This window comes from Paraburkholderia suaedae (assembly GCF_040812055.1).
Lineage (GTDB): Bacteria > Pseudomonadota > Gammaproteobacteria > Burkholderiales > Burkholderiaceae > Paraburkholderia.
In genome coordinates this window covers 1-7,711 of the sequence record NZ_JBFOAH010000071.1, presented here as the reverse complement: position 1 = coordinate 7,711, position 7,711 = coordinate 1, and the positions used below count along the sequence as shown (strand labels likewise).

At 62.8% G+C, this 7,711-nt stretch carries 6 protein-coding genes and 2 pseudogenes; 3 read left to right on the top strand and 5 right to left on the bottom strand.

Annotated elements, in window-relative coordinates; all coding sequences use genetic code 11:
• Positions 1–121: 121 nt before the first annotated feature.
• Positions 122–267: pseudogene (locus tag ABQJ48_RS37220) on the top strand (AbrB/MazE/SpoVT family DNA-binding domain-containing protein); the annotation flags it as partial.
• Positions 261–582, top strand: a pseudogene (locus ABQJ48_RS37215) (type II toxin-antitoxin system PemK/MazF family toxin). The pseudogenes ABQJ48_RS37220 and ABQJ48_RS37215, both read left to right, overlap by 7 nt.
• Positions 583–792: 210 nt before the next feature.
• Here ABQJ48_RS37215 and ABQJ48_RS37210 read toward each other — a convergent pair.
• The 5 genes from ABQJ48_RS37210 to ABQJ48_RS37190 all read right to left on the bottom strand — a co-directional run bounded on the left by ABQJ48_RS37210 (position 793) and on the right by ABQJ48_RS37190 (position 6,575).
• Positions 793–1,749, bottom strand: a complete 957-nt coding sequence (locus tag ABQJ48_RS37210; RefSeq protein WP_367842857.1) for an ABC transporter permease — start codon at positions 1,747–1,749, stop codon at positions 793–795.
• Between the two features lie 5 nt (positions 1,750–1,754).
• Positions 1,755–2,735 carry an ABC transporter permease gene (locus tag ABQJ48_RS37205; protein ID WP_367842856.1) on the bottom strand — a complete coding sequence of 327 codons (981 nt, stop codon included), beginning with the start codon at positions 2,733–2,735 and terminating at the stop codon, positions 1,755–1,757.
• Positions 2,725–4,287, bottom strand: coding sequence for a sugar ABC transporter ATP-binding protein (locus tag ABQJ48_RS37200; protein WP_367842855.1), 1,563 nt, complete (start codon positions 4,285–4,287; stop codon positions 2,725–2,727). Before ABQJ48_RS37200 ends, ABQJ48_RS37205 begins: the two co-directional genes overlap by 11 nt.
• An 83-nt stretch (positions 4,288–4,370) precedes the next feature.
• Positions 4,371–5,381: an ABC transporter substrate-binding protein gene (locus tag ABQJ48_RS37195; RefSeq protein ID WP_367842854.1), complete on the bottom strand. Its 1,011-nt coding sequence runs from the start codon at positions 5,379–5,381 to the stop codon at positions 4,371–4,373.
• Positions 5,382–5,477: 96 nt separating this feature from the next.
• Entirely contained in the window at positions 5,478–6,575 is a 1,098-nt protein-coding gene (locus tag ABQJ48_RS37190; protein ID WP_367842853.1) for a LacI family DNA-binding transcriptional regulator, read from the bottom strand.
• A 162-nt stretch (positions 6,576–6,737) separates the two neighbouring features.
• Here ABQJ48_RS37190 and ABQJ48_RS37185 point away from each other — a divergent pair, with 162 nt between their 5' ends.
• Positions 6,738–7,526: a phytanoyl-CoA dioxygenase family protein gene (locus tag ABQJ48_RS37185; protein WP_367842852.1), complete on the top strand. Its 789-nt coding sequence runs from the start codon at positions 6,738–6,740 to the stop codon at positions 7,524–7,526.
• Positions 7,527–7,711 lie beyond the last annotated feature (185 nt).

Sequence of the window (7,711 nt, the reverse complement as noted above, 5' to 3'; positions counted from 1 at the left end):
TCGTGTCCACGATCGCGGATCGCGGACACGATCTCCCATAATCTACACGGACTCCATCACGCCATCACCATCGTGCCCCACGCGCGCGTGAACGGGGAAACGGCCGGGCTGAGTCGCTTACGTCGAAAACGACGCGATTGTGCTTCGTCGGACTCGCCATAAAGCTCGTGAAGGCTGGGCCGAGGCGAGCAAGGCGCTTGCTGAGGTGACGGCTCGCTGCTGATGGGTGAGTTTGGAAACGCTGACGATGCCGAGCTTGCATGGTAGCGCGCGGTGAGGTCTGGCTGGTCGCGCTCGATCCGACGCTGGGTAGCGAGATTCAAAAGACGCGGCCCTGCGTGGTGATATCGCCGCCTGAAATGTACGACCATCTGCGAACGGTCATCGTCGCGCCGATGACCTCCAGGGGACGCACTGCACCTTTTCGGATACCGGTCACGTTCAAGCGAAAACAGGAGGTTGATCTTGCTCGATCAGATTCGGGCAGTAGACAAGGTTCCCGTGGTCAAGAAAGAAGGCGCTATTGCAGCTGAAACGATGTTGGACACGCTGCGTACCTTGCAGGAAGTGTTCGCGGAATAGGAAACCAGCAAAACCATGAAATCGATCGCAATACGTGGCCCAAGGCTGAGTGTGCGAAATCTGGAAGAGATGATGGCTGAGCGCGGCATTCAGGTCGATCGATAAAAGTGGTGCAATCTCGCAGCGCTGAGACCCTCAACGCGGAGCGAAAGCGGCAGCCGTTTGGGCACCGTCTTCACGATGCAAAGCTAACGGCGGCGGCTCGACGACTCAATGCGCGAGTTTCACCGCGCCGCGATTGCGGTTCAAAACCCGCGCCTGCACCACGATGACGAGCAGCAGGAACATGCCCCGAATCACCGACTGCCAGTAGGCGGACAAGCTGATATAGCCCAGCCCGTTCTCGAAGTTGAGCAAATTGAAGACGAGCGCGAGCAGCGCGACCGCCGCGATCGTCATGGCAATCGAGCCTTCGCCGCCCGTCAGCCGTGTGCCGCCGAGCACGACCGCCGAAATGGCGAACAGTTCCCAGCCCACGCCCTCGTTAGGCTGACCGGCACCAAATTGCGCGGCGAGAATGCTGCCGGCAACGCCGGCAAGCAGGCCGCTCACCGCATAAACGGCGATCAGCGTGCGATCCACGTTGAGTCCCATCAGCCGCGAGGCTTCCTCGCTGCCGCCGATAGCGAGCGCATGTCGCCCGAAGCGCGACGAATGCAGCGCGATGCAGCCGAGAATCGCAGCGACTGCCGACACGATGCCCGGAATCGGCAAGCCGAAGAGATCGCCCTGGCCGAAGCCCGCAAAGTTCGACTCGGACGCGATGCCGACCGCGTCGTTGTGACCGAGCAGCAGCGCGAGGCCATGCGCGCCGAGGCTCGTCGCCAGTGTGACGATGAACGGCAGAATGCGCATACGCGTGAGGATCAGCCCATTGAGCACGCCCATAGCAAGCCCCGCGGACGATCCCGCCAGCACCGCGGCCACGCCGCCATGCGGACTCGCCAGCGCCGACACGACACTCGCGAGCGCCGCGACCGCGCCGACCGAAAGATCGATGCCGCCGGTGATGATGACGAACGCCATGCCGATGGAAATCAGCAGGAACATCGAGTTGTATCGCCAGAAGGAAAGCACGTTGTACGCGTCGGCGAAGTGCTCGTAGCGGGTCGCGCCTAGCGCGAGCAGCGCAACGAGCGCGGTGACGATGGGCAGATTCTTCTTCATGAACGTCAACCTCGCTTGCGTTGCACGTACACCGCGACGATGATGATTGCCGCCTTCAGCACCAACGCCGCTGCATCCGGAATGCCGTGCGCGAGCAGGGTGTAACGGAGCAACTGGATGATGACCGCACCGATCAGCGTGCCGGTGATATACGCCTTGCCGCCCGTCAGCGCTGTGCCGCCGACGGCCACCGCCGCGATCGCATCGAGCTCGACGCCCAGGCCGATCACGTTTGCATCCGACGACGAATTGACCGAGATCGAAATCAGACCAGCGAGTCCGGCGAGCGCCGCACAGACGGTGTAGGCGATCATCTTCACGCGCGCGGTCAGTATGCCCGACAGATACGCCGCGTCCTCGTTGCCGCCCGTCACGAGCAGGTACTTGCCGAACAGCGTCTTGCGCACGATCCACGTAAAGACCGCGACGAGCGCGAGCATCAGCAGGATCTGGAAGGGCACGCCGGCGACCTTGCCGAGCGCGATCCATTGAAACGCCGGATTGGTGAAGGCCTGCAGGCTGCCGTCGGTGACGACCTGCGCGATGCCGCGTCCCGCGATGAACAGCACGAGCGTCGCGACGATAGGCTGCACGCGAAGCCGCGTGACGAGCAGGCCGTTGAACACGCCGCATAGCGCAGCCGCGATGATCGGCAGCGTAAAGGCGAGCAGAATGCCGAGCGGCCCCGCGATGTTCATGAAGAGCATTGGCGCGAGTGCGCCGGCAATTGCCATCGACGCGCCCACGGACAGGTCGATGCCGCCCGTCGCCACCACCAGCGTCATGCCGATGCCGACGATCACGATCGTCACCACCTGCGTCAGATTCACGTTGAAGGTCTGCAGCGACACAAAATGCGGCGTGAAAAGCAGGTTGAAAATAATCATCGCGATGAGCACGACGATCTCGCGCTGAATCGCGACGCCGCGTTTTTTTCTCGCAGGCGCTTGAACGAGCGGCGCGGCGCGTTGGGTGTCATCGATCATGTTTCGCTTCCTCCACCGCTTCAGCGAGCGTCGACTGCGCGCCCGTGCCATACGCGATTGCGTCCATGATCGAGGCCTCGTTCATCTGCGCGCCGTCAAGTTGAGCGACAGTCTGGCCATCGCGAATGACGACCGCGCGATCGGCCACCGCCGTCAGCTCTTCGAGTTCCGACGCCGACAGCAGCACCGCCAGGCCCGAATCGCGCAGTTCGCGCACGATCTTCGCGACGTCGGCCTTCGCGCCGACATCGATGCCGCGCGTCGGTTCGTCAAGCAACAATAGACGCGGATGCGTCGCCAGCCAGCGCGCGAGTAGCACCTTTTGCTGATTGCCGCCCGACAGTTCGCGGATCGGCTGATCGGCCGAGCGCAGCTTGATGCCGAGCGACTCGATGAAGCCATCGACGATTTCTTTCTGCCGGGCGACGTCCACGAGGCCGCGTTTGGTGAGCGCGGGCAGACACACGAGCGTGAGGTTGTCGCGCACGGACAGTTCCGGCACGATGCCTTCGGCCTTGCGATCCTCCGTCAGATACGCGACGCCATGCCCGATTGCGTCCTTCGGCGACTTCCATGCGACGGTCTCGCCGTTCATCGAGAGCGAGCCTTTCGCCGGACGCTCGGCGCCGAACATCAGGCGCATGGTCTCCGTGCGGCCCGACCCGAGCAACCCGGCGAGGCCGACTGCTTCGCCCGCGTGGACATCGAGCGAAACGTCCGCGACTTTTGCGCCTGCCGACAGTCCGTGCGCGCTCAGCGTGAGGCCGCCGCGCTTCGCGAGATTCGCTCCCTTGACCGCGCTGTCTTCCTGGACGACGGCGGCGAGCTTGCGGCCGAGCATGGTCGTGACGAGCCTCAGTTTGTCCATCTCCTGCATTGCGCTTTCGACGACGGTTTGCCCGTCGCGCATAACGGTGACCCGATCGCACAGCGCATACAGTTCGTCCAGCCGATGCGACACGAAGATCACCGCGCGCCCGTCGTCGCGCAGACGGCGCACGACCTTGAACAGGAGCTCGACTTCGCGCTCGTCGAGCGACGACGTCGATTCGTCCATGATGACCATCTTCGCATCCGACGACACCGCGCGCGCGAGCGCGACCATCTGCTGGATCGCGGTCGAATACTCGCGCACGGGCTTCTTCACGTCGATCTTCAGTCCGAACGATTCGAGCAGTTCGTATGCGCGACGCTGCACGGTCTTCCAGTCGATCAAGCCGAAACGGCGCGGCTCGCGTCCGAGAAACATGTTTTCCGCGACCGATCGGAATGGCACCAGATTGATCTCCTGATAGATCGTGCTGATGCCCGCTTCGCGTGCTTCCTTTGGCGTGCGGAAATCGACTTCGCGTCCGTCGAAGCGAATCGTGCCCGCGCTTTTCCGGTACGCGCCGGTGAGGATCTTGATGAGCGTCGATTTGCCCGCGCCGTTCTGGCCGATCAGCGCATGCACTTCGCCCGCTGTCACGGTCAGCCGTGCGCGCTTTAATGCCGCGACGCCGCCGAAAGCAATATCGATATCCTGCATGTCGAGCAACGGAGCCTGAGCCATCGTGCGTTATCCATTACCGAAAGAATCGAAACGACAAAGCGAGCGCTTCGGGAAAAGCGCCCGCCCGGGCACACACACTCCGCTCAATAGCCGTACTGCATGCTTGCGTCGACGTTGCTCTTGTCATAGAAGCGATCGGAGACTTTGACCCACGGCGGAATGGTTTCGCCCTTCGCGTACTTCTGCGCGACATCGCACGCGAGCGGGCCGAAGAACGGGCTCGATTGCACGCTCGCGCCGAGTTCGCCTGCCTTGATGGCTTCCAGTCCGCCCCTGGTGCCGTCGATCGTCACGATCTGGATGTCCTTGCCGGGCTGCTTGCCCGCGGCCTTGATCGCGGCGATCGCGCCGAGCGCCATCTCGTCGTTGTGCGCATAGACGGCGGTCGCGTCCGGATGCGCCTGCAACAGCGTCTCCATCACCTGGCGGCCCTTGTCGCGCGCGAAATCGCCGCTCTGCGACGCCACGATCTTCATGCCTGGATTTTTGGCGATGACATCGTCGAAGCCCTTTTTGCGATCGTTGGCGGCGGACGCACCCGTCGAGCCTTCAAGTTCGATGATGGTGGCTTTGCCATTAGTCGCCTTCACCAGCCAGTTCGCCGCGCGCTGTCCCTGGTCGATGAAGTCCGAACCGATGAACGTGATGTAGTCGCGGCCGGCCTTGGCCATCGACTGATCGACGTTGCGGTCGACGAGAATCACGGGAATGCCCGCCTTCTTCGCCTGCATGATGACAGGGACGAGCGGCTTTTCTTCACGCGGTGGGAACACGAGCAGATCGACGTGTTGCGCGATCATGCTTTGAATGTCCGCGACCTGCTTGGCGGCGGAACTGTTGGCATCGGTCATGACGATCTGCCAGCCGCACTTCGACGCGACCTCCTTGAAGCTGCGCGTCTCCGCGAGCCGCCAGGGGTTGTTGCTTTCCGTCTGCGCGAAGCCGACCCTCAGCGGCTTCTTGTTCGGAATCTTCGGCAGCGCGTCGTCCGCGGCATGCGCGATGCCTAAGCCGGCGGGTAGGGTAAAGGCAGCGAGTGCGATAAACGATGCAGCGATCGGGCGCAGGCCCGTTTTCTTCCTGAGCGAAAGCATGTCTTCCTCCGATAAGGATGGTTTGCCTCTTTCTTGTCAATGCCGATGCTTGTGATGCCCGGTCGACTGCCTGTTGCGAGAAAGCCTGATTAGCGGCTAGTCGTTAAGATTATTAATAGCGAGGTGCTTCGATTCAGCGATGACCTTGACCGAGCCGCGCTCGATCAGCGGTCCGTCGAGCTTGACCGTCCGACGCCGCACGGGAGCGCCCGCCGCGCGGTTGTGTTCTTCCTGCAGGAGCGTTTCGACAGCCCATTTGCCGAGTTCATAGTTCGGCAGCACGACGGTCGAGAGCGGCGGGTGCGTGTGCCGCGCGATTTCCTGATCGTCGTAGCCCAGCACGGAAACGTCGTCGGGAACGCCCAGGCCGAGCTGCTTGAGCGCTTCGATTGCGCCGAGCGCCATCAGGTCGTTGGCGCAGAAAATGGCGGTCGGCGGATTCGGCTCGCGCATCAGCGAGAGCGTTTCTTCGAACCCCGTCCCCGGTCCCCAGTCGCCTTCGCGAACGAGCTCGGGCGCGAACGGCAAATCTGCCGTCGCCAAAGCCGTGCGATAACCCTTCAGACGGTCGCGCGCCGCATCCTGCCACGGCTCGCCGTTGATATAGCCGATCCGCCGATGCCCCGCCGCGAGCAGATAGTCCGTCGCCGTATGGCCGCCCGCGACCTCGGCGGGCACGACCGACGACAGATCGGCGTCGCTCGAATAGCAGTTCAGCAGCACGGTGGGCACGCGGGCGAGCGCTGCGGGCACGGCCACACGGCGCGTGAACACGGTGGCGTAGATCACGCCGAGCACGTTCGTGTTGCCGAGCGTCGCTTCGAGCACGCGGGTTTCGATCTCCGCGTTGCCATGCGTCGAATACACCGCGAGCATGCGGCCGTGGGCGAACGCGGCATCGCGCGCGCCGTCGATGCTGACGACGGGATGCGGGCTCGTGGAGATTTCATCGGCCAGATAGACGATCACGTTACGTTCGCCCTGCGCCGCGTTGAACGATGGCAGCCCGCTCGGTTCGCGCTGCGTCATCCGGTAGCCGAGTTCCTGCGCCGCGCGCAGCACCTTGTCACGTGTGGCGTCGGAAAACTTCGCGCCGCTCGCGTTGTTGAGCACGAGCGAGACCGTCGATTGCGAGACGCCGGTGAGCTTCGCAATGTCGGTCATGGTAGGGCGGCGTTGAGTCGTCTTCTTCATGGGCTTGCCGGCGGGAGTGCAACAAACTTACCACTAATATTAACGATGAACAACGCGCATCGACGCCCACCGGATCGGGGTTTTCACTGAATATTACTAATAACATTGACGACGCGATTACGTGCGTGCAATTCTTTTTGCAAGCCGACATGGAGGATGCACATGGGCCGTTACGACGAAAGCACGAGAGACGCACTCGCGGATGCGTTCAACCGAGACGGCTTCTTGCTGTTGCGTGATCACTTTCCGCGCGCGACGATCGAAGCGTGGCGCGACGCGTTCGTGCCGCTGCTCCAGCCTCATGTCGATTCCGACGCGAACGGTAATCGCGGCCCCGGCCGTTATTACGTGACGCTGCCGTTCGAAGGCCTTTTTGCAGATCCCGCCATCGTCTGCGATGACGACATCGTCGGTATCGTCGAGCGCGTGGCGGGCCGCGATCCGGTGATGTGCCAGCTCGCCACGGACACGCCTGTGCTCGGCTCGCAGTTCCAGGACTGGCATCGCGACACGCCGCCGCTTTTCGACGACGCACCGGAAACGCCGTCCTTTCAGCTCGCGGTGAATTTTCCGCTCGTGGATGTCGACGATCGCAATGGTCCGCTGGAGACGACGCGCGGGACGCATCGGATTTCGCGAGAAGAAGCGCTCGAAGGCTTGGAGGCAGGGCGCTTCAAAGCCGAGCGCGTGCCGATGCAAGTCGGCGACGTGATGATCCGCGACGTGCGCGGGCTGCATCGCGGCACGCCGAACCTGACCGGCGATCCGCGGCCGATGGTTGTGATCGGCTATAGCCGCGCATGGTATTTCCGGCCGGAGGTGCATATCGACGTGCCGCGCAAGGTGCTTGCCAAGCTTCCGCCCCGCGCGCGTCGTCTGTTGCGCTCCAATCCGGTTGTCGAAGAAACCGCGCGCACGTTCGATGAAAACTACCGGCAATTCGCGTATTGAGCGACAGGAGTGTCGCTGCCGTAAGAGGCTTGATCCGCGTGGCGGTGGAACGCGGGAGCGGCGGCTCTGGTGCAAATAGTCGATATGGACAAGATATTTTGTTATACAAAGGATACCTGCTCAGGCAGACAGGACGGCCATCCAGACAGCGGGCGCAGCGGTATCTTTGAGGCGGGGTCTCGCGA